The following is a 21,643-nucleotide window of genomic DNA, read 5'->3' as shown; positions in this document are numbered from 1 at the left end:
TTTCAGATTCCCAGATATGCTCGCCTGATTTCTTCCTTGTCGCGGAGCTCTTCGGAGGGGCCGCTCAGGATGATCTTCCCACGCTCCATGACATAGGCTCTTGCCGAGTATTTGAGTGCTGACGTGGTGTTTTGCTCGACCAGAAGTACGCTGGTTCCCAGTTCGTGGACCTGCTTCAGCCGCTCGTACATCTCGTTGACCAGTTTTGGAGCCAGGCCCTGAGAGGGTTCGTCCAGCATGATGAGCCGGGGGCCCAGCATCAGGGCTCGACCCACGGCGACCATTTGCTGCTCCCCTCCAGATAGAGTTCCGGCCATCTGGCTGGCGCGTTCTTTCAGTCGCGGAAACAGGTCATACACCAGCGCCAGCCTGTCTGAGCGTTGCGTGTCGTCCTTGACCAGCCACGCACCCAACATGAGGTTGTCGAAGACACTGAGTGCCGGGAATATTTGTCGGCCCTCGGGCACGTGAGCAATCCGGTGCGTCGGGATCTCATGGGCCGGCATTTTCGTCAGCAATTTGCCGTCAAATGAGATTGACCCTCCGAAGGATTGGACCGTACCGGAGATGGCTTTGAGCAAGGTGGACTTGCCCGCTCCGTTGGCACCAACCACTGCGACGTAGTCACCGTCTCCTACTTGGAGGGATATGCCGTGCAGTGCCTCGATCTTGCCGTATCCGGCGCGCAATTCTTTGATCTCCAGGCTCATTCAGTCTGCTCCCAGGTACGCTTCCACCACCTGCTTGTGGTGGCTGACCTCTTCAGGTTTGCCCATCGTGAGCACCGCTCCGTAGTCGAGGGCGAGGATTTGTGAAGAGACCTTCATCAGTGCCCTCATGTTGTGCTCGATGACCATCAGACTCACGCCGCGTTCCTTGTTGATACGCATCAGTCTGGACAAGATGTCGTCCACCTCGCTTTCATTCAGGCCCGCCATGACTTCGTCGACCAACAGGATCTGCGGGCTGAGCATCATTGCTCGGGCCAGTTCGAGTAGAGACCTTTGAGCCAGAGGGAGATCCTGAGCCAGGTTGTCGGCGAGCCTTCCGAGCCCCCAGAATTCGAGTTCGGCCTGCGCAGCCGTTCGCGCCGATGCGACAGAATTTCTGCCAAGAAGCGCCGCAACTGCGACGTTGTCCCGCGCGGTCATCTCTCCGAACACTTGCACGCTTTGAGATGTTTTTGCGATTCCGAGTTGCGCGATCTTGTGTGTCGGCATTCCGACGACGTTTTGATCCCTGAACCAGACCGCCCCGGAGACTGGGGGGACTGTGCCGACGATCGCGTTGAATAGTGTGGATTTCCCGGCCCCATTCGGGCCTATGATGCCGAGTATTTCGCCCTCGGTGAGGTTGAAGCTCACGTGCTTCAAGGCATGCAAGCCGGCGAAGTGCTGGTCTATGTTGTCTATCCGGAGTATGGGGTCGCTCATTTCGCGGCACTCCCGGTGAGTCTTCGAATTCCGGCCTGCAGCAGGCCGCCTACCCCTCGGGGTTGGAAGATGACCAACAGCAAGAGGATCACGCCATATGACAGTTGCCCAAGTGCAGCGAAATTACCGCTCAGCTGCAGTGAGGCGTACTCGTTGATCGGGATGAGGATGGCCGCTCCAAGGAGGGGGCCCCACCAGAATTGCAGTCCGCCCACGATTGCAAAGAGCACCAGGTTCAGTGTGGTGTCCCACGAAAATGCCGTCCTGGGGTCCACGTACTGGAGGAAGGCGCCGTACAGAGATCCGGCGATTGCAACCAGCGCGGCGCTGATCAGCAATGAGATCATTTTCGATCGGAACTGGTTCACGCCAGCCAGGGTTGCGGCTTCTGGGTTTGAGCGTATGGCTGCCAGACGCATGCCGAGTGTCGAGAAGCTGACGGTGCGGGCAACCAGTAAAGAAATGACCAGGAAGACTGCTGACACGTAGAAGAATGGTTCGGGCGTGTCGAATTGCAGTGTCGAGAGGCCCGACGGAAGGATTGGTACGGATATTCCCCGGGCACCTCCGGTGAGGCTTTCCCAACCGCTGGCCACCAGTTCCGAGACGGGTAGAAGTGCAAGTGTCGCGAGCGCGAAATAGTGGCCGGATAGTTGGAAGCTGGGCCAGCCTATCAGGGCAGCGACCATGAGTGACAGGATGATTGCCACGGGTATCGCTAGCCACGGGCTGAGGTGCAGCGAAGATTGAAAGATCGCCACTGTGTACATCCCGATACCGAAGAACGTGATGTGCCCCAGAGAGATCTGGTTCGCGTAACCACCAAGTAGATTCCATCCTATCGAGGCGCTTCCGAGCAGACACACGAGGACGGCAAGCCTCAGGTCGTATTCGCTGGAAAGATAGAGAGGCATGGTGAACAGGATGACGAGGAATACGATCCATCCTGCTATCCTCAGGCCGCTGGGTCGACGGGTCGCTTGCTTAGTCATGATTCAGTCTCCCTCGCTGAAGGCGTTTCAGTACGCCACCCGGAATGAGGACGAGTGCAAAGAAGAAAACGATGAAGACCGGAAGATTCTGGATCTCTATAGGTAGCACCAGGGTAGACGCAGACTGGATGACTCCCACAACCAGGCCGGCCACTATCGCGCCACGTACTGATCCCAGCCCACCAAGCACGACGACTGTGAACATGATGAGAATGAAATGCTGGCCGATGTAGGGGTAGGTCAAGGTGTACGGTAATATCACGGCCCCCGCGATCATGGTGAGCGCCGAGCCGATCCCGAAAGCGAGCATGTACATCCAGCGCGGGTTTATGCCCATCAGCTGGACTGCCGATCTGTTCTGAGAGGTCGCACGCATCGCTTTGCCATACCGCGTCTTGTTCAAAAAGAGGCTCAACAGGGTTGCCATGATGAGTGCGCAGATTGCGGCGTAGACGAAGCTGGCAGAGAACGTCAGTCCGAAGATGTCAAAGGTCTCGTTTTGGTAGGGGGTGGTGACGCTCAGGAAATTGTTTCCTGTGATCACTGCGACGCCGTTCGCAAGGATCAGGCTCAAGCCAACCGTGGCAATGATTTGTGCTGATTGGGGGGCCTTTATGATTGGCTCTATCACCAGGCGCTCGCTCAACATGCCAAACAGAAAGCCAAGGACACCAACCAATGGGGCGATGATGAGCGGGTCGAGTTTGAGAGCAGTGCTCAGAAGGTATGCCAGCATCATGCCAATCATCAGATATTCGCCTTGGGCGAAGTTGACAATGTTCATGACGCCGAACATCAGTGTCAGGCCCACAGAAATAAGACCATAGACACTTCCTATCAGTATCCCGTTCGTGATCGACTGCAGTATTAGGTGCAGCATACTTTTCGTTATCCTATCGTCACTTTACACAGTGGCTGTCTCGATACTTTGGCGACAAGTTGGACAGGCGAGTGGTGTGGCAGGGCACCTCGCCGATGGCGCCCAGGAGGTGCCACTGCGAGGTGCGGTAGTGCAGGCCGGCCTAATTTTTCTTGGCTTCAGGCCACTGCGGCTTGCCTTTGACCAAGCTAGCTGGCCATACCCCAACCAGCTTGCCGTCTTGCCATTGAACCATCAGTGGCTCGGCGTGGATGTTCACGCCGGAAGCGTTGAATTCCACAGATCCGCCGGGCATGGATGACGCTGCGCCCAGCGTGTATTTGCCGGAGTGCAAGGTCTGTGCCAGCGCAACCGGGTTTGTCGTGGGATGCTCTTCCAATGCTTGTGCAATGATGAAGACTGCAGCTGCGTTGTCATGCGCTTCTTGAGGCATGAACTGGCCGTATTTCTTTTGGTAGGCCTCGCCAATGGCACCGTAGTCGTCCGGGTTGGACGTGGTGATGCTGAAGACACCGTTGACTGCCGATCCGAGCACTTTCAGGAAGTCTGGCGTGACGTAACCTCCGGTTCCGCCAAACATGGCCAGCGTGCTGCCCGATGACTTGAGAGCGCGCATCAGCAGGACCCCGTCCGTCACGTAAGCGATTGAAAAGATGCTGTCTGCACCGGACGCCTGGATCTTGGCGACGATCGGATTCGCATCGGTGATGTCTGGCGAGTACCCCGCGTAGAGCGCAACCTGGACTCCGCTGCTTTCGGCTTGCTTCTTGAGAGCTGCCGCCTGGCTCGCCCCATAGGCGTTGTTTGCGTAGACGATTGCAATCTTCTTCAGCGAGCTGTTGTTTGCTTTGGCGACTTCCGAGGCGTATCGGAATTGTGCCGTTCCCATCTTGGACGCGGCCGCCGGGATCTGGAAGAAGAATTTGTAGCCTTGTTGCGTCAGAGTGTCCGCAAATGAGGTGCTCAGCAGCGGTATACGAGCTCGCTCCGTGACGCGGGCGATGGTTTCGGTCAGGCCACTTGCATAAGCACCGACCATCGCAAGAGGCTTCTCACTCTTCGAGAGAAAGTTGATGGCTGCCGACGCGGCCTTGGCAGGGTCACTCGTTGCGTCCGCCACCGTGAGCTTCAGCTTTGCGCCTCCCATCGACTTGATGCCGCCTGCTTGATTGATCTCTTCCACCGCGAGTCGAATTCCACGCAGTGAGTTTTCACCATTCTGTGCGGTAGCGCCGGTCAGGGGCAGAATGGTTCCGATCGTAATGTCGCTGACGTGTTTTGCACTGCTTCCCGTTGCTGCGGTGCTGGCTGGGCACCACGCGAGCCCCACTGCAGTGGCGATTCCAGCTGCTGCAAACTTGAGTGCATGCGCGAGGTATGTGCGCCTTTCAAATCCCGTTGTTGTCATGATCCAGTCTCCTTTCGTTTAGGTAAAGATCAAGTTGATCAGCCTGTTAATTTGATTCCTAAGCCCATTTTTTCTGCCTCCTTCGTAACAGCCAAACCACACATGAGATCCTGCAGCGCGAGTCCCTGTGATTCGAAGAGCGTGATGTCGTCAGTCGCAGTCCGCGTCTTCGCCCTCCCAAGGATCAACTCACCCAGCGTATTCATGCGATCCATGCTCCATTGATTCACAATAAGGTCGCCACACTCTTGTTGCGCTACAGCCAAGTCGTCGACGACGATGAGATTGGCTCGTTCCAGCGTTGCCCTGCTGATCTCCGCCTTTTCGGGTGCGTTTGATCCGACGGCATTGATGTGCACTCCCGGCCTCAGCCAGGTGGCGTCGAAAAGTGGCTCCCGTGAGTTGGTTGCGGTGACGATGATGTCCGCCGATGCCGCGGCCGTTCTTGGATCGGCCGAGAGGAACTCCACGTCTCTGGCACCCGTGGAAAGCTTCTCGACGAATGCATCTCTTTTCTCTGCGTTTCTACCGACTACGTAGACCCTGGTGAGTGTGTTCACGGAACTCAGCAGTGCTTCCACTTGATATTCCGCTTGGAATCCGGTGCCATAGATGGAGAGTGTTGCAGGGTTGGCGTTGGCCATCATCCGTGTGGCGATGACTGTAGCCGCAGCCGTGCGTATTCGGCCCAGAATGTTTGCTTCCATCAGGGCAAGCAACTCGCCTGTCTCCGTGGAGTAGATCGCGAGCGAAAGGGCCGATCCATGGGTGACGCCGTGCCCCGCAGTCACATAGCTCTTGACTGCCATCGCGCCACTGCCTTGAGATGATGCCCACATGACGTTCATCACTGCCGAGCCTGAGGCCATGCGATTTCTGACTGCATTTTGGGCTTGTCCCGACGCGAGATCGGAAAACGCCATACGAACGCAGTCGATTGCTCTTGCGAGAGGCAGTGTGCAGGCGATGGCTTCGTCACTAAGATAAATGGTCATCCGACGGCTCGAGGGAAAAGGTGTGCGATTGCAGATGGGGCGTGATTCGGTGCGCTGGTTCAGTCTCCTTTTGCGGCGGCCATGGCCGACTTGATGAAGCTGCCTTGTCCGTGCAGGGGGGCTTTCTTCTCAGGCCAACTCAGGCGCGGTGCTCCACGCTGAAGGTACTGGCCACTGCCGCGCTCGACGTGCAGCTGTTGATCTTCGATGACGATGCGCCCGCGAGAGATGACGATTTCTGGCCAACCTTTGACCACTCGCCCCTCGTAGGGCGTATAGCCGACTTGATCGTGCAGGTCGGAATAGGTGATGCGTGTCTCGCGTGCCGGGTTCCAGACGGCGATATCCGCGTCGGCTCCGACGGTGATGCGCCCTTTCCTGGGAGACAGGCCGTACAAATCAGCGTGGTTTGATGCTGTCAGCCGCACGAATTCGTGAATGTCGATGCGGCCAGCGAGAAAACCCTCGCTGAACAGCAACGGCATGCGAAGCTCCAGGCCCGGGACTCCGTTGGCCATGTCCTTGAAGGTGGTTTGATCTCCTTTAGGAAGTTTGCCGGTCGCGTCGAAACGATAGGGAGCGTGGTCGGACGAGTAGGTGGCGAGCGTTCCGTCTGAAAATCCGTCCCATATGGCTTCTTGGGCCTGCGCATCTCGTGGAGGTGGGGAGCAGCAAAACTTCGCGCCCTCCAGCCCGAGCCGGTCGAGGTCCCCGGCGGTGAGGAACAAATACTGTGGGCAACTTTCTGCCAATATGTGTGCTCCGAGCGTTCTGGCGCTGCGGATCAATCCCACGGTGTCTCCACCCGAGACGTGTACGATGAGAATCGGTGTGTCGACGAGACGCGAAAACGTAATGGCGCGGTTCGTGGCTTCGGCCTCGGCCAGTGGGTCGTGTGCTACGGCATGAAACTTTGGTGCCGTATGGCCACGCTCGATCAGGCGTTTCGCCAACCACTTGATGATGTCGTTGTTCTCCGCGTGAACCATCACAAGCGCGTTGTGCTCGCGAGCCAGTTCCAGAACATCCAGGAACTGAATGTCTTCCAGTTTCAGACGGTCATACGTCATGTAAATCTTGAGCGACGAAATGCCCCCACGTATGGCTTCTGGGAGGTCCCGCGTCATGGTGTCATCGTCCGGGTTGGCCAAGATGAGGTGAAAGCCGTAGTCAATCACTGCCTTGGTGCGCGCGCGTTCCGAGTAATCTTTCACCACGTCGGGGATCTTCATCCCTCGGTGCTGAGCCGCAAATGGGATGATGGTGGTCGTGCCACCAAAGGCTGCGGATACCGTGGCGGAGTAGAAGTCGTCCGCACACATCATCCCCATTCCAGAGAGCTGCTCCACGTGACAATGACTGTCGATACCACCTGGAAGCACCCATTTTTTGGCCGCGTCGATATCCCGCAGTCCAGCAGGTAATTCTGGCCCTATTGCGGCGATGCAACCATCGCGAATCCCCACGTCACCGTCTATGATTTCAGTGTCGGTTACGATTCGTCCATTGCGAATGGTCAGATCGAAGCGGCTATCCATGGTTGTTTTCACTCCAGCTCATTCCAAAGGTTCGCCTGCCCCGACGCGTTCCACGATCAGCCGGTAGTGCTCCGGCCTGCGGTGCTTGGCGAAGTTGAAGACGTGTTTTCGGAAGTTCTCGCCGATTTGCAGGTCTGCCTTGACGGCAATGACTTCGTCCTCTTCCGTCAGCGCGCGCGCCACGATTTCGCCTGTAGGGGCGACGATGACGGAACTTCCTATCATGTGGAATCCGTCTTCCGAACCACATTTCGCGGCCGCGGCAACCCAGAGCGCGTTCTGGTATGCGTTTGCCTGCAGTGAAATCAGGTGTGTCGACGTACGCAGATGCACTGGTTCGTTCCAGTGGATATTGATCGATGGAGTGTTGTAGCCAAGGACCACGATCTCTGCGCTTTGCAGAGACATGACCCTGTAGGTCTCGGGCCAGCGGCGATCATTGCAGAGGCACATGCCGAATTGAGTGTCGTGCAGGTTGAAGACACGGAACCCCAGATCCCCGACCTCGAAGTATTTCTTTTCGAGATGTTGGAATGGGACGCCGGTTTTATGGTCCGAGTGCCCCGGCAGGTGGATCTTTCGATATTTGCCTACGATATCTCCATTTTTCTCGACCAATATCGATGTATTGAATCTTCGGCCATTTGGTGTAAGTTCTGCGTAGCCAAGGTAAAAGCCCACTCCCAGTTTCTTGGCCTCGTCGAATAACGGTTGGACCTGCGGATTTGGCATTGCCTTTTCAAAGAACCGGTCGATTTCCTGCTGATCCTCCATCCAATATCGTGGGAAAAATGTCGTCAATGCAAGCTCGGGGAATACGACGACTTCGGCGCCCCTTGATTTGGCATCGCGCATCATCTCTATCAATCGGGCGACTACTGTTTCCTTCGAATCCGCCAAGTTCACAGGTCCCATTTGAGCGACGGCCAACCCGAGCGTTCGACTATTGTTCATATTGATGTTTGCCTTCGTGAATTAAGAGATCCCCGGTGTGGCGTTACGCAGGCATGCAAATGGACGCAGGCCCGTTGGTGAATCGCGTCAACCGGCTTTTAGATTATCGGCCAGGGGGGTGGAATAGCCGACTCACTTTTTGTGCGTCCGTGTTAAGCCCAGGTTAAGGGGTAGTTATTTCAGATTTTTGTGCGACCGCAGCATTTTGATCGTCAAAGCACCGCGCCTTCTTTCGGGTTGGTGGTGACCATGAGAGCCGGAGGTAGATCGCTCATTGGGTGATCAAGGGCGTCGTTGCGTCGCTGGTGACGCTAAAATACCTTCTTTGGCGGTGCAAGTGCGCTGCGTCTCCTGGGGTGGAACTCTTACTCATGGCTATCGATCGTGCAGGGCTCAATGCCCTGATGGAAATCACTTCACGTCCTGAACTGGTCTTTGTGCGCGGGCAAGGTGCCTGGCTCGAAGACCAGGCGGGCAAGCGCTACCTGGATTTCATCCAGGGTTGGGCGGTGAATTGCCTGGGGCACAACGCCCCAGTGATGGTCGAAGCCCTGACCCGACAGGCCAATACGCTGTTCAACCCGTCGCCCGCCTTCTACAACCAGCCGTCCATTGAGCTGGCCAAGCGCATCGTCGGGGCTTCGTGCTTCGATCGTGTGTTCTTCGCCAATAGCGGTGCCGAGGCCAACGAAGGGGCGATCAAGCTGGCCCGCAAGTGGGGGCAGCTGCATCGCAAGGGTGCGTACAAGATCATCACCTTCGATCACAGCTTTCATGGACGCACGCTGGCGACCATGTCGGCTTCCGGCAAGCCGGGTTGGGACAAGAAATTTGCGCCGCAGGTAGAAGGCTTCCCCAAGGCGGATTTGAACGATCTTGATTCCGTGCGGGCGCTCATTGACGACCAGACCGTGGCCGTCATGCTCGAACCCGTGCAGGGTGAAGCCGGTGTCCTCCCGGCCACGGCCGAATTCCTGCAGGGCCTGCGCGCACTGACGCGTGAGCGTGGCCTGCTGCTCATCGTGGACGAAGTCCAGACCGGCATGGGGCGTACCGGCCGGCTGTTTGCCTATCAACATGCGGGCATCGAGCCCGACATCATGACGCTGGGCAAGGGCATCGGTGGCGGTGTACCGCTATCTGCCCTATGCGCGCGCGAGGCAGTCAGTTGCTTTGAGCATGGCGATCAGGGCGGCACCTACAACGGCAACCCGCTCATGACGGCGGTGGGCGTGGCGATCTTCGACACCATGACCGCACCTGGCTTCATGGAATCCGTCAATGCTCGTGGTGCACAGCTGTCCGAGGGCCTCAAGCGCCTGTCGGCGAAGTGGGGCATGAAGGGTGAGCGTGGCATGGGCCTGCTGCGGGCCCTGATCATGGATCGTGATGATGGTCCCGCTCTGGTGCAGGCCGCGCGTGATCGCGCCCCTGAAGGCTTGCTGCTCAACGCTCCCCGCGGCAATTTGCTGCGCTTCATGCCGGCGCTGAACGTCTCGGCCGATGAAGTCGACACCATGCTGGCTTGGCTGGATGAGCTGGTGGCGCAAGTTCGCCGTTGATCCCCTGAATTGGCGTTAAAAAAAGCCTGGCCCCGATGGGGACCAGGCTTTTTTCGTATGCCTGTTGTCGAATCAGGCTTTCTTGGCTTGCTCGGCCTTCTTCACCTGACGCCAGTGGTGCAGCAGCGGCTCGGTGTAGCCATTGGTCTGTTCCAGGCCCTTGAAGATCAGGTCGCTGGCGGCCTTGAAGGCGCAGGACGTGTCGAAATGGCCGTCCATGGGTTCGTAGAGTGCATCGCCCGCGTTTTGCTTGTCCACCACGGCGGCCATGCGGCGCAGGGTTTTCTCGACTTGATCACGGTTCGTGATGCCGTGCAGCAGCCAGTTGGCGATGTGTTGGCTGGAAATACGCAGCGTGGCACGGTCTTCCATCAGCCCCACGTTGTGGATGTTGGGCACCTTGGAGCAGCCCACGCCCTGGTCGATCCAGCGCACCACGTAGCCCAGGATGCCTTGGCAGTTGTTGTCGAGCTCTTGCTGGACTTCTTCCGCCGTCCAATGAGGGTCGGACGAGACCGGGACCGTCAGGATGCGGTCGGTATAGTCTTCATGGTGTCCTTCCAGCGATTTCTGTACTTGGACGACATCCACCATGTGGTAGTGCAGGGCGTGCAGCGTGGCAGCCGTAGGCGACGGCACCCAGGCCGTGTTGCCACCGGCCTTCACGTGGCCAATTTTTTGCTGCAGCATGTCAGCCATCAAATCCGGCATGGCCCACATGCCCTTGCCGATCTGAGCGTGGCCACGCAGGCCGCATTCCAGGCCGCTCTGGACGTTGTTCAGCTCATAGGCCTTGATCCATTCCAGATTCTTCATGTCGCCCTTGCGCACCAGTGCGCCGGCGTGCATGGACGTATGGATTTCGTCGCCCGTGCGATCCAGGAACCCGGTGTTGATGAACACCACGCGCGCAGTGGCAGCTGCGATGCAGGCCTTGAGGTTGACGCTGGTACGGCGCTCCTCGTCCATGATGCCCATCTTGACCGTGTTGGGTGCCAGGCCCAGCAGCTGTTCGGTGCGACCGAAGAGTTCGCTGGCGAAGGCGACTTCGTCCGGGCCATGCATCTTGGGTTTGACGATGTAGATGGAGCCGGTACGCGAATTCTGGCGCGACTTCAGGTCGTGCATGGCAATGAGCGACGTGAAGACGGCGTCCAGAATGCCCTCGGGCACTTCGTGCCCGTCGCGGTCCAGGATGGCCGGGTTGGTCATCAGGTGGCCCACGTTGCGGATGAAGAGCAGCGCACGGCCGTGCAGCGTGCCCTTGCTGCCGTCGCGCGCCACGTATTCGCGGTCGGCGTTCAGGCGACGTGTGATCTTCTTGCCGTTCTTCACCAGTTCTTCGATCAGGTCGCCCTTCATCAGGCCGAGCCAGTTGCGGTAGGCCAGCACCTTGTCGTCGGCGTCTACAGCAGCGATGGAGTCTTCCAGATCGATGATGGTGGTGACGGCGGATTCCAGCAAAATGTCTTTGACGTGCGCCGCATCGGTCTTGCCGATGGGGTGTTGCGCGTCGAACTGGATTTCAAAGTGCAGGCCGTGGTGGACCATCACGACGGCCTCGGGCGCATTGGCTGCACCGCGATGGCCCAGGAAGGCTTCGACGTTGCGCAGGCTGGTGTGCGTGCCGTCCTTCAGGGCGACCTCCAGCACACCGCCGACCACGGAGTAGCTCACCGCGTCTTTGTGTGAACCGGTGGCCAGCGGGACGTTGTCGTCCAGGAACTGGCGACCGAAGGCGATGACCTTGGCGCCGCGTGCCGGATTGTAGGTGGCTGTCTTGCCCGCCCCGCCTTCGTCGGAAATGGCATCCGTGCCGTACAGCGCGTCGTACAGGCTGCCCCAACGTGCATTGGCGGCGTTGAGTGCGTAGCGGGCGTTGGTAATCGGCACCACCAGCTGCGGACCGGCTTGCACAGTGACTTCCGTGTCCACGTTGTCGGTGGTGACCTTCACCTGGGCCGGCACGTCCTTCAGGTAGCCGATGGATTTCAGATGCGCCCGGTAGGCCGCGGGGTCTTTCACCGTGCCCGGATGCTGCGCGTACCACTTGTCCATGGCGGCCTGGATGCGGTCGCGTTCAGCCAGCAGCGCGCGGTTCTTGGGAGCGAGATCGTGAATGATGTCGGACAGGCCCTTCCAGAAGGCGGCCGATTGGACCCCAGTGCCAGGCAGAGCTTCGTGCTCGATGAACTGGTGCAGGGACCCTGCCACCTGGAGGCCGTGTGCGGAGATTCGATCTGACATTTGACGTTCCTGTTGGACTTTTGCGTTATCCAGCATTATAGGTAGTCTTCTATAAGAGTTGAAAGACCAATCCCTATATGCAGCATATACTTAAAGTATGTTGTGGCGATGGTATTGACTTCGCTCAGCCGGCTAGACTGTGGTTTTACCGCGTGGGCCCAGTGCCCCGATGGGGTGTTGCACCCCCTTTTCTGGAGAGATCAGCATGAAGACAAAATTTGCATTGACGGCCGATGACGTCGCAGCGGTGCTGGCGGCGGCTCGTGAGCACGCGACCGCGAACGGGTGGAAGGTGACGATTTCCGTAGTAGATGATGGCGGCCATCTTCTGGGATTGCTTCGCCTGGATGGTGCGGCGCCCATGACTGCGGTGATTGCACCGGGCAAAGCCCGCACGGCTGCCGTGGGGCAAAAGGAATCGCGTGGGTACGAAGAAACCATCAATGGCGGGCGCTACGCCTTTTTGTCGGTGCCTGATCTGGTCTTCATGGAAGGCGGCGTGCCCATCGTGGCCGATGGGCAAGTGGTCGGTGCCGTGGGGGTTTCAGGTGTGAAGTCGGCGCAAGACGCAGAGATCGCCAAGGCAGGTATTGCGGCGCTGAAGCTGGCGTAAGCGGCTAGGTATCAGGCCACGCTGCTTTCGTTGAGTGGCGTGCCTGAGTCGCTTGCAAGGACGCGGAGCACCGCGTCCCGTTTTTCGAGCAAATGGTCTCGCAAGATGATGGACAGGCGCTCGCCGTTATGGGCTTCGAGTGCCTCGATCATCTCGCTGTGCTCCCCCATGGCCTTGTCCCACTTGGCTGTCTCAAAGTTGGACCGAAAGCGCAGAGATTGCAGGCGGCGGTTCGTCGCCAGGTACACTTGCCGCAGAGCGGCGTTGCGCGCCGCCTGATTGATGTGATCGTGGATCAGACTGTTCTGCTTGTAGTACCCGGGCAGATCCTTCTTAGCATGGCAAGCCAGCATTACATAATGCATGGCCTTGATTTCAGTAATTTCTTCTTCTGTGATGCGCTGACAGGCAAGTAGCCCTGAGAAGCCTTCCAGGCAGCTCATGAGCTCGAACATTTCGCGGATCTCGGCTTCGGACATTTGGTAAACCGAGGCCCCACGGTTGGGCGTGATCTCAACCAGCCCCTCCGCCGCAAGCACTTTGATAGCCTCGCGTAGCGGCGTGCGCGAGATTCCCAGCGTATCGCATAGCTCGCGCTCGTTGAGCTTGGTGCCTGGAGCAATAGAGCCTTCCACTACGAAATTGCGCAATTGTTCCACGATGACATCGTGGAGCTGGAGACGTGCGACCTTCGAGAGGGGAGCGGCTTTGGGGGCGATAAGTAGAGAATTTGAATTTTGCATACAAAAGTCACATGGCGAGTCGAATCGATTTTACTACATCGGATATTTCTCATGCTTCTAGGGTAATTACCAATCAAAAAATCCTTGGGAGCAGTTTCTTTTTTAGATTTCTTTTGATAAAGTATTTTGCATTCAAAATTAAGTTGTGAGTGGTTCTCTAACCTCCACGACAACCGCTCATCATGGACGTTCCTGTTCCAACGAAGGTCATACATGCGGGTGTAAAGCGCAACGAGCTCGCAGAGCGCCTTGCCTGCGACGTCCAAGGAGAAATCCTGTTCGATCGTGCGGACCGAGGGCGTTATGCCACCGATGTTTCTATCTATCAGATGGACCCCGTCGGGGTTCTGGTTCCCAAGGCCTTTGAAGATGTACGGGTTGCCGTCGATATCTGCAGTGAGCTGCAAGCCTCGTTCGTGGCGCGGGGGGTGGGCCAATACCCTGCACCTTGCGCTTTCGGGCCAAATAGACAAGGACGCCTTTACCTCGGAAGAAGTGCGTGAAAGCCTGGATCTGTGCGTCGGTTGCAAGTGCTGCAAGCTCGAATCTTCTCTCGCTGCGTGACGAGTTCTTGGTCATGGCGCTGGGTGACGATGCAAAGGCGCTGGCGAAGCAGTCATTTCTGTTCGAGGGATACCTGACGCGAGAACACACAGCGGGTCGGCTCACGCTGGAGCTCAAAGCATTGCCGCAAAAACATGCTCTGTTGCATGGGTATTGTCATCAGAAGGCATTTGACGCGGTCAAGTCGGTGCAGACCGTGCTGGGGCTGACTCCCGATTTGCAGGTAAGTCTCATTGAATCCAGTTGCTGCGGTATGGCGGGAAGCTTTGGGTACGGCGCCAACCATTTTGATATCTCGATGAAGATGGCCGAGCTTTCTTTGCTGCCTGCCGTGCGACAGGCTGGCCCGGATGATCTCATCGTGGCTGATGGGACAAGCTGTCGGCATCAGATCGAAGACGGTGCCGGTCGCCAGGCGGTGCATGTGGCTCGAGTGCTGAAGCGGGCCTTGGCCTAGGCCCGGTACAAAAAATTCTTTGGAGGGAGTTATGAAAACAAAACCGGTCTTGGTGGCGGACGATGTGAAGACGATCATCCAGGCGGCGAGCCGATACGCGCAGGAACACGATTGGCGGGTCACGATTTCAGTTGTGGACGATGGCGGCCATCTGCTGGGCATGTTGCGACTTGATGGGGCTTCACCCATGACGGCTACGATTTCTCCGGGAAAGGCCCGGACGGCCGCGTTGGGGCGTCACGAGTCCAGTCATTACGAGGAGTCGATCAATAGTGGGCGCTATGCCTATTTGTCGGTTCCGATGCCCGTCATGCTCGAGGGCGGCGTGCCTATCGTGGTTGACGGAGAGGTCATCGGTGCCGTCGGTGTGTCCGGCGTGAAATCTACTCAGGACGTAGAGATTGGGAAGGCAGGGATTGCGGCGCTTATGACTGCTCAGCGGTGATTAGCCTCCTGTTTCCGTTACTCATTTTCACTTATTCATTCAAGGAACCTTCACGATGTTGACTCTCAGCGCTCACCCATCGGGGCGTCATTTTCTCCAGATTCCGGGACCCACGAATGTCCCCGAACGAATCCTGCGCGCCATCGACAACCCCACTATTGATCACCGCGGGCCGGAGTTTGGTGCATTGGGTCTCTCGGTATTGGCCGGGATGAAGAAAGTCTTCAAGACCCAAAACCCTGTGGTCATCTACCCGGCCTCCGGGACGGGAGCCTGGGAGGCAGCGTTGGTCAACACGCTCTCGCCGGGCGACCTGGTTCTCATGGCGGAAACCGGGCACTTTGCCACTTTATGGAAGAAGATGGCTGAACGCCTTGGCGTCCGTGTACAGTTCTTGCCGGGTGATTGGCGCCGCGCAGCCGACCCTGCCGATATCGAAGCTCATCTCCGGGCCGACACGACGCACGAGATTAAAGCGGTTTGCGTGGTGCACAACGAGACGGCCACCGGGGTCACCAGTGATGTCAAGGCTGTGCGAGATGCCATCGATAGGGCCGGCCATCCTGCACTGCTGATGGTGGACACGATTTCTTCTCTGGGATCGATCGATTATCGCCACGATGAATGGGGCGTGGATGTGACTGTTGCCGGCTCGCAAAAAGGGCTGATGTTGCCCCCCGGTCTGTCCTTCAATGCCGTCAGCGACAAGGCGCTTGCCGCGAGCGAAAAGAACACCCTGCCGCGCTCGTTCTGGGACTGGCACGCCATGATCGCCAGCAACGCGACCGGCTACTTCCCTTACACGCCGTCTACCAATTTGCTCTACGGCCTGCATGAGGCGCTGGATATGCTGTTTACCGAAGGACTGGAAACAGTCTTTGCTCGCCATAAACGCCATGCTGAAGCGACTCGACGTGCCGTGCGTACGTGGGGGCTGGAGATCCTTTGTGCCGATCCGGAACATTACAGCCCATCCCTCACGGCTGTCATGATGCCCGAGGGTCATGGGGCGGACGCCTTTCGCAACGTTGTGTTCGAGCACTTCAACATGTCGCTGGGGCAGGGGCTCACAAAGCTTAAGGACCGGGTATTTCGCATTGGTCACTTGGGCGATCTCAATGATCTGACAGTGTGCGGCACCCTGGCGGGGGTGGAAATGGGTTTGGAGCTCGCGCATGTACCGCATAAGAAGGGCGGGGTACAGGTGGCGATGGAGTATCTAGCTGAGCAGTCTGAGGTGCGGTCCAGGCCATTGCGCGGATGAGGACCTGGACGAGCTGCCTGCTATGCAGCATATTCGCAGGCAGCCCGTTCAGCAGGTTGACACGGCGCACGGGCGCCGATTGATTCCTGAAGTTGACCTATTGGGTGACGGAGAATTGTATGACCGACGAACTGAAAGACGAACGTCCGGCCGGCACTGCCAGCGGCATCGGCAGATCCAGGGTGGATCAGCTCGTCGCGATTGGGTTTGTCCTGCTTGGGCTGGCGGTCGCGTGGAGTAGCTACAAGTTGGGGTGCGGCTGGACAGAAGAAGGAATGCAGTCGGGGTACTTTCCCTTCAGGGTCGGTTTGCTGATGGCGATCGTAGGACTAGGTCTCTTTTGGCGTCTCGCACTGAGACGCCCGAAAGATACGGAGCAATTCACGGATATTTCTGGGGTAAAGAGAATAGCCAAGGTCCTGATTCCGACGATTATCTATGTCTCTCTGATAAAGGTAATTGGGATATATGAGTCATCGCTTCCATTCATCCTGTATTTTATCTTGGTGATTGGAAAGCAGCCAATTCGAAAGGCATTGCTAATTTCAGTGATATCAGTTGTATCTGTATTTGTGCTTTTCGAAATTGTATTCAGCATACCGCTGCCAAAGGGGTATATCGAACATCTGATGGGCTATTAGTCGCCGGTGCGCGAGTCCCAGGGGCTACGCGTCCTCGGGCGCCAGAATAATCGGGTGCGTTCGCCTGAACGTCACAAAACGGAAAGGTCATAAATGGAACAATTCGAACTTCTGCTGCATGGCATGAATGTGATAATGAACTGGCATGACCTGATATTGATGCTGTTTGGTCTTGTCCTAGGAGTATTCGTTGGCGTCCTGCCGGGCTTGGGTGGCCCAAACGGGGTTGCGATACTCTTGCCATTGACGTTCAGCATGACTCCGGTAAGCGCCATCATCATGCTGTCTTGCATCTATTGGGGTGCATTGTTCGGTGGCTCGATAACCTCGATCTTATTTAACATACCAGGTGACTCGACATCAGTAGCAACGACCTTCGACGGCTTCCCAATGGCGCAACAGGGGAAGGCTGCGGAGGCCTTGACACTATCGTTCACAGGAGCTTTTGTGGGCGCATTGGTGGGAATACTCCTTCTCACGTTTTCCGCTCTCGCGCTTGCAAGGTTCTCTCTGAAGTTCGGCCCGCCCGAATTCTTTGGTGTTTATCTTCTGACCTTTTGTAGCTTCATCGGTTCGAGCAAAGGCTCGCCCATGAAGACGATTTTGGCGACGCTGTTTGGCTTTGCTGTTGCCGAGGTTGGAATGGATTCCATGAGTGGGACTCTGAGATTGACGTTCGGCCAAGTCAGCCTTATTCAGGGCGTCGATTTTGTAGTTGCAGTTATTGGTCTGTTTGGCATCGGTGAAATCCTGTTTACTATCGAGAAATCCCTGACGTTCAAGGGCATGGGTGTGCGTCTGACACCGAAGGACGTATTCCGTACTTGGGCCAAGCTTCCGAAGTATTGGGCTTCCTTGGTGCGTAGTTGTATTGTCGGGTGCTGGATGGGGGTGACACCGGGAGGTGCGACGGCGGCATCATTCATGGGTTATGGGATTGAGGACCGGTTTTCAAAAGGTGAAATAAAGTTCGGAGAGGGAAACCCCCGAGGGGTGCTGTCGCCTGAAACGGCAGCACACGCGTCCGGTGCAAGTTCCCTGCTGCCAATGCTGGCGCTCGGGATTCCGGGCTCGGCGACTGCGGCAGTGCTGTTGGGGGGGTTGATCACATGGGGCCTGGAGCCAGGACCACTGCTGTTCAGAGAACAGCCCGACTTTGTCTGGGGGCTGGTTGCAAGCATGTATATCAGTAACGTGGTTGGTCTCGTCGTTTGCCTTTCAGCGGTCCCGTTCTTCGCTTCAATCATGCGTATTTCGTTTTCCACGATCTCCGCATTGATCATAATGGTTTGTGCTGTGGGCGCATACGTGGTCAATAATTCGACCGCTGATATATGGATCATGCTGGTGTTCGGGGTGATCGGATATGTCCTGAAAAAGCTGAAGTATCCGCTGGCGCCATTGGTATTGGCCATTGTTTTGGGGCGAAGGACAGAGGATGCATTCAGGCAGTCCATGCTTTCTTCCGATGGAAGCCTCTCGATATTCTGGTCGAATCCGCTAGTCACGACGTTGATGGCGTTGGCGATACTACTTGCGGTATATCCAATGATTAGAACTTTCATTGATACCATGTTGGGACACTTGAGGAGGCGTTAGAGTAAACGATGGTAGGACGACGACAACCTGCATTCCAGATAGGGTTGTCGCCTGGTTGGGCAGACGAGCAGAACGCTCCGTCTTCATAAATTGGATAGATTGGAGGAAGACACCATGATGGCAAAAGGAATAAGGTATTTTCGGCGGGCACCAGTGGCTGCGATCCTGGCTGCGGCAAGTTGTTCGCTTCTGGCTGTACCCGGAATTGCTGACGCGGCTTGGGCGCCGACTCGCCCGATCTCCTTTGTCGTGACCGGCGGTTCGGGCGGCGGTGCGGATCAGATGGCCCGCATGATACAGAGTATCGTCGCCAAGCATAAGTTTTCAAAAGAACCGATGATAGTGACCATCGAAAATGGTGGTGGGGGTGGACAAGGCTTTATTGACCTCAAAGAAAGCCAGGGAAATCCGGAGAAGATAATGATTGCCCTGGCTAACCTCTATACGGTTCCGTTGACGACAAATTTGCCCTTCAATTGGCGTGACACCACACCCGTGGCATTGATGGCTCTGGATCAATTTGTTCTGTGGGTCAATTCGAAGTCTCCCTACCATACTGCGACGGAATATATCAATGCGGTGAAGAGCAAGCCCAACACCTTCAAGATGGGGGGCGCCGGAGCAAAGCGGGAAGACGAGGTAGCGACGAGGATCATAGAGCAAGCAACTGGGGCCAAGTTTAAGTTTATTCCGTACAGAGGCGGTGGTGAAATTACTGCTCAGCTTGTAGGGCAGCATATAAACTCGGATGTGAACAACCCCATAGAGCATGCTGCGACGTGGCGTTCTGGGCAGGTCCGGCCTCTCTGCGTTATGGATTCGGAACGCATGCCGTATAAGAAGTTGGTTGTCGGTGACATGTCCTGGAACAGCGTTCCGACGTGCAAGTCTGAGGGGATTGATGCTGAGTATCAGATGATACGAGGGATCTTCATGCCGAAGGGGGTAACGAGTGACCAAGTTGAATATTACACAAACTTGCTGAAGAAGGTAGTCCAGACTAAGGAATGGAAAGAGTATATCGAAAGAGGAGCCTATAAAAATCTATTTCTGACTGGCAAGGCCTTCTCGGACTATCTTCAAAAGGATGAAGCGAAGACCAAGGACATCATGATCTCGGCTGGAATGATCAGCGGAAAGTGATTGCTTGCCGTATGAGTTGCGTGCTAAGTCTAAGCGGGTAGGAGGGATGATTGATTCCATAAGCCTATTCTATGTATTTATCTGGATTAATCCTGGAGATTGTGGTGGAACATATTACTCGTGATAAAGAAGCATATTTTGAAAAAACAAAGAAGGAGATGGAAAGATACTTTCAGATGCCGAATTGGACGATTCCCCAGAAGGTTGCTCTTACTTGCAGGATTCTAGCGGACCAGGGGCATGAGTCCGGCTTGGCGGGTCAGATTACTGCAAGAGGTGAAAAGCCAGATACTTACTGGATGTTGAGTTTCGGCTTGGGCTTCGATGAGGCAAGCGCAAGTAACATTGTTTTGGTTGACGATGACCTAAACATCCTGGAAGGTGAAGGTATGGTTAATCCTTCGAACCGATTCCACCTGTGGGTTTATCGACATCGGCCGAACGTTTCAGCCATTGTCCATACCCACCCCCCGTATGTATCGGCACTGTCGCTCATCGGGCAACCGCTTGTTGCTGCTCATATGGACACCAGTATGTTCTACGATGACTGCGCCTATCTTCCGTATTGGCCAGGCGCGCCGGTTGGAGATGAGGAAGGGAAGTTGATCCACGAAGCACTTGGCGACAAGCGCGCGATTCTTTTGGCGCACCATGGGCAGCTTGTTGCGACTGGCTCGATCGAAGAGTCCTGCGTTTTGGGGATTTTTATTGAACGTGCTGCACGTATGCAGATTCTGGCGAGTTCGGCAGGAACGGTTCAGAGCTTAGATCCAAAGAATGCCAAAGAAGCTCACGATTACCGACTCAGCAAAAAATCCATAGAGGGGAGTTTTCACTACTACGCCAGGAAGCTTCTGAAGAGAGATGGGGATGAGGCTCTTCAGTAGAGACCCTTGTCACGGCTAAAGGTTAAAGGTACTAGGAGATCAGGATGGAGAACATCACTATTTATTATTACGATGGTTGCCCGACGTGCCGAGGTACACGGGAAATCGTGGAGGGGGCAGGATTCGCACCTGCACTTGTCGATTATATGGAGGCTGACAGGCTTTCCAAGCCGAAGCTGCTGGAGTTGTTGCGAGAGCTCGAAATGTCCGCACGCCAACTTCTTCGGAAGAAGGCACCAATCTTCGATGAATTGTTGCTTGATGATCCGAAGTGGAGTGAAGATCAACTGGTGGATCTTATGGTGGCGCACCCCGAGCTTATCAGTAGACCGATCGTCGTAACACGTAAGGGCATCAGGCTGTGCCGACCTGCAGAGGTGGTAAGAGAGATCCTATAGCATCTTCCCAGTCGCTATTGTCGACACTTGTGCCGCGTGTAGCACGCTGCCGACGTTCTGGGCCATTCAGAATGGCGCACTGACTCCCGTGTCGAGATTAATACAAATCGCATGGAAAACCGGGCGGAATTGTGTGCGGCCATGAGCATGGTGTTGCAGACGCAGGGCACGGCCATTGGATGCAGGCGTTCGATGCAGCTAGAGTCCCTGTGGGGCTGGTGAATACATCGGCTAGGCGTTGAGCCATTCTGAGACCCAGATGCGCAATATGGTGGTGACACTGGGTCATCTGCAAGCGAGCGAGATGCTGGTGTCCAGGGTTGGGTCATGGGCGTGCTGGCTGTTTCGAAGGTGCCTCCAGAGGGCTCCACTGTAACGGTTGGAGTGCCGGGTATCGACGTCGTTCTGGTTATGGGGAAGTTATTGGCACAAGGTGACCACGACTCACCGAATTTTCGGTGAGTCGTGGGGAGCTCCGGAGTATGGATCATGAGTGACGTAGTTGAAGAGGTATCGATCGTTGAGCTGCAGCGTCGGATCGCAGCGGGGGAGGCCAATTGCAAGTTTGTCGTGGATGCATACAGCAGACGGGCCGGTGGATCAGGCCTGCTGCTTTGAGGTCATAGCCGTGGCGCTTCAAGCGCTGCACGAGATTCAGTTCGCGGGCACGAGCGCCACATGCAGCAGATTCGTACTTCCACTGCGCCCGAAGGGTAGTCCGGCGATGACAATCAGCGTATCGCCAGGCTTGGCCACCCCGGCGTCGCAGGCACTGCGGGTGGCGCAGGCGATCATCTCGCTGGATTCGTGCAGTTGCTTGGGGAAGTGCACGGGGCGCACGCCCCAGACCAGGGCCAGGCGGCGGGCGGTGGCAAGCTCT

Annotated in this window: 21 protein-coding genes and 1 pseudogene; 11 read left to right on the top strand and 11 right to left on the bottom strand. The window is 56.5% G+C overall.

The genetic code is table 11. The features are described 5' to 3' along the window. Positions 1-2: 2 nt before the first annotated feature. The 8 genes from VF285_RS05550 to VF285_RS05515 form a co-directional block, all read right to left on the bottom strand. Complete coding sequence (locus VF285_RS05550; RefSeq protein ID WP_346951633.1) at positions 3-710, bottom strand: ABC transporter ATP-binding protein; 708 nt, start codon at positions 708-710, stop codon at positions 3-5. After that, on the bottom strand, positions 711-1,433 hold the full coding sequence (locus VF285_RS05545; protein WP_346951632.1) for an ABC transporter ATP-binding protein: 723 nt from the start codon (positions 1,431-1,433) through the stop codon (positions 711-713). Next, positions 1,430-2,425, bottom strand: coding sequence for a branched-chain amino acid ABC transporter permease (locus VF285_RS05540; RefSeq protein WP_346951631.1), 996 nt, complete (start codon positions 2,423-2,425; stop codon positions 1,430-1,432). The genes VF285_RS05545 and VF285_RS05540 overlap by 4 nt, the downstream gene beginning before the upstream one ends. Beyond that, on the bottom strand, positions 2,418-3,305 hold the full coding sequence (locus VF285_RS05535) for a branched-chain amino acid ABC transporter permease (protein WP_346951630.1): 888 nt from the start codon (positions 3,303-3,305) through the stop codon (positions 2,418-2,420). Before VF285_RS05535 ends, VF285_RS05540 begins: the two co-directional genes overlap by 8 nt. Before the next feature lie 142 nt (positions 3,306-3,447). Next, the gene (locus VF285_RS05530; protein WP_346951629.1) at positions 3,448-4,713 is read right to left on the bottom strand and encodes an ABC transporter substrate-binding protein; all 1,266 of its coding nucleotides are present in this window, start codon (positions 4,711-4,713) and stop codon (positions 3,448-3,450) included. A gap of 38 nt (positions 4,714-4,751) precedes the next feature. Continuing rightward, positions 4,752-5,708 (bottom strand): ornithine cyclodeaminase family protein, encoded by a 957-nt coding sequence (locus VF285_RS05525; RefSeq protein WP_346951628.1) that lies wholly within the window; start codon positions 5,706-5,708, stop codon positions 4,752-4,754. 59 nt (positions 5,709-5,767) lie between these two features. Beyond that, complete coding sequence (gene hydA / locus VF285_RS05520; protein ID WP_346951627.1) at positions 5,768-7,246, bottom strand: dihydropyrimidinase; 1,479 nt, start codon at positions 7,244-7,246, stop codon at positions 5,768-5,770. Between the two features lie 18 nt (positions 7,247-7,264). Next, the gene (locus tag VF285_RS05515) at positions 7,265-8,200 is read right to left on the bottom strand and encodes an N-carbamoyl-D-amino-acid hydrolase (RefSeq protein ID WP_346951626.1); all 936 of its coding nucleotides are present in this window, start codon (positions 8,198-8,200) and stop codon (positions 7,265-7,267) included. A gap of 371 nt (positions 8,201-8,571) precedes the next feature. On the opposite strand from VF285_RS05515, the gene VF285_RS05510 reads away from it, so the two are divergent. Continuing rightward, on the top strand, positions 8,572-9,762 hold the full coding sequence (locus VF285_RS05510) for an acetylornithine transaminase (protein ID WP_346951625.1): 1,191 nt from the start codon (positions 8,572-8,574) through the stop codon (positions 9,760-9,762). A gap of 72 nt (positions 9,763-9,834) precedes the next feature. Here VF285_RS05510 and VF285_RS05505 read toward each other — a convergent pair whose 3' ends face one another. Further along, positions 9,835-12,009 carry a malate synthase G gene (locus tag VF285_RS05505; RefSeq protein WP_346951624.1) on the bottom strand — a complete coding sequence of 725 codons (2,175 nt, stop codon included), beginning with the start codon at positions 12,007-12,009 and terminating at the stop codon, positions 9,835-9,837. A gap of 205 nt (positions 12,010-12,214) precedes the next feature. On the opposite strand from VF285_RS05505, the gene VF285_RS05500 reads away from it, so the two are divergent. After that, on the top strand, positions 12,215-12,622 hold the full coding sequence (locus VF285_RS05500) for a heme-binding protein (protein WP_346951623.1): 408 nt from the start codon (positions 12,215-12,217) through the stop codon (positions 12,620-12,622). Between the two features lie 11 nt (positions 12,623-12,633). On the opposite strand, the gene VF285_RS05495 is transcribed toward VF285_RS05500, so the two are convergent. Further along, positions 12,634-13,365, bottom strand: coding sequence for a GntR family transcriptional regulator (locus VF285_RS05495; RefSeq protein ID WP_346951622.1), 732 nt, complete (start codon positions 13,363-13,365; stop codon positions 12,634-12,636). A gap of 541 nt (positions 13,366-13,906) precedes the next feature. On the opposite strand from VF285_RS05495, the pseudogene VF285_RS05490 reads away from it, so the two are divergent. The 9 genes and pseudogenes from VF285_RS05490 to VF285_RS05450 form a co-directional block, all read left to right on the top strand. Beyond that, a pseudogene (locus VF285_RS05490) lies at positions 13,907-14,386 on the top strand (FAD-binding oxidoreductase); the annotation flags it as partial. Positions 14,387-14,417: 31 nt separating this feature from the next. Further along, positions 14,418-14,831: a heme-binding protein gene (locus VF285_RS05485; protein ID WP_346951621.1), complete on the top strand. Its 414-nt coding sequence runs from the start codon at positions 14,418-14,420 to the stop codon at positions 14,829-14,831. 55 nt (positions 14,832-14,886) lie between these two features. Beyond that, a complete protein-coding gene (locus tag VF285_RS05480) occupies positions 14,887-16,095 on the top strand; it encodes a pyridoxal-phosphate-dependent aminotransferase family protein (RefSeq protein WP_346951620.1) in 1,209 nt (402 codons plus the stop codon). 119 nt (positions 16,096-16,214) lie between these two features. Then, a complete protein-coding gene (locus tag VF285_RS05475) occupies positions 16,215-16,736 on the top strand; it encodes a tripartite tricarboxylate transporter TctB family protein (protein ID WP_346951619.1) in 522 nt (173 codons plus the stop codon). 93 nt (positions 16,737-16,829) lie between these two features. After that, positions 16,830-18,335, top strand: coding sequence for a tripartite tricarboxylate transporter permease (locus VF285_RS05470; protein ID WP_346951618.1), 1,506 nt, complete (start codon positions 16,830-16,832; stop codon positions 18,333-18,335). Positions 18,336-18,449: 114 nt separating this feature from the next. Beyond that, complete coding sequence (locus VF285_RS05465; protein WP_346951617.1) at positions 18,450-19,478, top strand: Bug family tripartite tricarboxylate transporter substrate binding protein; 1,029 nt, start codon at positions 18,450-18,452, stop codon at positions 19,476-19,478. 71 nt (positions 19,479-19,549) lie between these two features. Then, entirely contained in the window at positions 19,550-20,365 is an 816-nt protein-coding gene (locus VF285_RS05460; protein ID WP_414648074.1) for an aldolase, read from the top strand. A 44-nt stretch (positions 20,366-20,409) separates the two neighbouring features. Further along, positions 20,410-20,763: an ArsC/Spx/MgsR family protein gene (locus VF285_RS05455; RefSeq protein ID WP_346951615.1), complete on the top strand. Its 354-nt coding sequence runs from the start codon at positions 20,410-20,412 to the stop codon at positions 20,761-20,763. Positions 20,764-21,252: 489 nt separating this feature from the next. Further along, the gene (locus VF285_RS05450) at positions 21,253-21,381 is read left to right on the top strand and encodes a hypothetical protein (RefSeq protein ID WP_346951614.1); all 129 of its coding nucleotides are present in this window, start codon (positions 21,253-21,255) and stop codon (positions 21,379-21,381) included. A 36-nt stretch (positions 21,382-21,417) separates the two neighbouring features. Here the strand turns inward: VF285_RS05450 and VF285_RS05445 are convergent. Further along, the coding region (locus tag VF285_RS05445) for a pyruvate kinase alpha/beta domain-containing protein (RefSeq protein WP_346951613.1) at positions 21,418-21,643 on the bottom strand (226 nt) is incomplete at its 5' end.

The organism is Castellaniella sp. (assembly GCF_036379515.1).
Lineage (GTDB): Bacteria > Pseudomonadota > Gammaproteobacteria > Burkholderiales > Burkholderiaceae_B > Castellaniella.
The sequence above is the reverse complement of the archived record's forward strand: the minus strand, read 5'-3'. Positions and strand labels throughout refer to the sequence as shown.

Excerpts from the sequence above, each read along its gene's own strand:
- VF285_RS05550 (WP_346951633.1), bottom strand. The coding sequence starts at position 710 with ATGAGCCTGGAGATCAAAGAATTGCGCGCCGGATACGGCAAGATCGAG.
- VF285_RS05545 (WP_346951632.1), bottom strand. The coding sequence starts at position 1,433 with ATGAGCGACCCCATACTCCGGATAGACAACATAGACCAGCACTTCGCC.
- VF285_RS05540 (WP_346951631.1), bottom strand. The coding sequence starts at position 2,425 with ATGACTAAGCAAGCGACCCGTCGACCCAGCGGCCTGAGGATAGCAGGA.
- VF285_RS05535 (WP_346951630.1), bottom strand. The coding sequence starts at position 3,305 with ATGCTGCACCTAATACTGCAGTCGATCACGAACGGGATACTGATAGGA.
- VF285_RS05530 (WP_346951629.1), bottom strand. The coding sequence starts at position 4,713 with ATGACAACAACGGGATTTGAAAGGCGCACATACCTCGCGCATGCACTC.
- VF285_RS05525 (WP_346951628.1), bottom strand. The coding sequence starts at position 5,708 with ATGACCATTTATCTTAGTGACGAAGCCATCGCCTGCACACTGCCTCTC.
- hydA (WP_346951627.1), bottom strand. The coding sequence starts at position 7,246 with ATGGATAGCCGCTTCGATCTGACCATTCGCAATGGACGAATCGTAACC.
- VF285_RS05515 (WP_346951626.1), bottom strand. The coding sequence starts at position 8,200 with ATGAACAATAGTCGAACGCTCGGGTTGGCCGTCGCTCAAATGGGACCT.
- VF285_RS05510 (WP_346951625.1), top strand. The coding sequence starts at position 8,572 with ATGGCTATCGATCGTGCAGGGCTCAATGCCCTGATGGAAATCACTTCA.
- VF285_RS05505 (WP_346951624.1), bottom strand. The coding sequence starts at position 12,009 with ATGTCAGATCGAATCTCCGCACACGGCCTCCAGGTGGCAGGGTCCCTG.
- VF285_RS05500 (WP_346951623.1), top strand. The coding sequence starts at position 12,215 with ATGAAGACAAAATTTGCATTGACGGCCGATGACGTCGCAGCGGTGCTG.
- VF285_RS05495 (WP_346951622.1), bottom strand. The coding sequence starts at position 13,365 with ATGCAAAATTCAAATTCTCTACTTATCGCCCCCAAAGCCGCTCCCCTC.
- VF285_RS05485 (WP_346951621.1), top strand. The coding sequence starts at position 14,418 with ATGAAAACAAAACCGGTCTTGGTGGCGGACGATGTGAAGACGATCATC.
- VF285_RS05480 (WP_346951620.1), top strand. The coding sequence starts at position 14,887 with ATGTTGACTCTCAGCGCTCACCCATCGGGGCGTCATTTTCTCCAGATT.
- VF285_RS05475 (WP_346951619.1), top strand. The coding sequence starts at position 16,215 with ATGACCGACGAACTGAAAGACGAACGTCCGGCCGGCACTGCCAGCGGC.
- VF285_RS05470 (WP_346951618.1), top strand. The coding sequence starts at position 16,830 with ATGGAACAATTCGAACTTCTGCTGCATGGCATGAATGTGATAATGAAC.
- VF285_RS05465 (WP_346951617.1), top strand. The coding sequence starts at position 18,450 with ATGATGGCAAAAGGAATAAGGTATTTTCGGCGGGCACCAGTGGCTGCG.
- VF285_RS05460 (WP_414648074.1), top strand. The coding sequence starts at position 19,550 with ATGTATTTATCTGGATTAATCCTGGAGATTGTGGTGGAACATATTACT.
- VF285_RS05455 (WP_346951615.1), top strand. The coding sequence starts at position 20,410 with ATGGAGAACATCACTATTTATTATTACGATGGTTGCCCGACGTGCCGA.
- VF285_RS05450 (WP_346951614.1), top strand. The coding sequence starts at position 21,253 with ATGAGTGACGTAGTTGAAGAGGTATCGATCGTTGAGCTGCAGCGTCGG.